The following is a 421-nucleotide window of genomic DNA, read 5'->3' as shown; positions in this document are numbered from 1 at the left end:
GCGGGTCGCCGAGTGTCGGGCATCGGTGTTCGGGCCTTGGCCCGGTGAGGTCGTCCGCCTGCGCCTGCGGGCCCGGAAGCCCGGGGCTCCGTGCCGGACACCCGGCTTCTGGGGCGTGATGCGTCCGACGGCGGTCCGTCTGTGCCTCCGGGCCCGGTAGGCCGTAAGGGTGTGCCCTGTCCGGCTCGCCTCCGACCGTCCGGTCCGCGATCCCGGAGGCCGTCGCGGGCCGGGCGGTGGTGTACGGGGCGGCGGCGCCAGGGCCCGCCCCCGCCGCGCCGCCTCGCGCGGCCCAGTGGCAGGCCCGGCAGCCCCCGCGGCCTAGCTGTATTGACCCGCAGCGTTGTTAATCCGGCTGATGGGTGGCTTGCCGTTCAGTGCGGTGTGGCTTCGGTGGTGGTTGTAGGTGTGGAGGAAGTCT

At 74.6% G+C, this 421-nt stretch carries 1 pseudogene; it reads right to left on the bottom strand.

From position 1 onward, the window contains the following. Positions 1 to 321: 321 nt before the first annotated feature. Positions 322 to 421: pseudogene (locus ACFZAT_RS07905) on the bottom strand (IS481 family transposase); the annotation flags it as partial.

The organism is Streptomyces sp. NPDC008163 (assembly GCF_042956885.1).
Classification (GTDB): domain Bacteria; phylum Actinomycetota; class Actinomycetes; order Streptomycetales; family Streptomycetaceae; genus Streptomyces; species Streptomyces drozdowiczii_A.
Note: the sequence above shows the minus strand (reverse complement) of the source record. Positions and strands in the feature narration are given on the sequence as shown.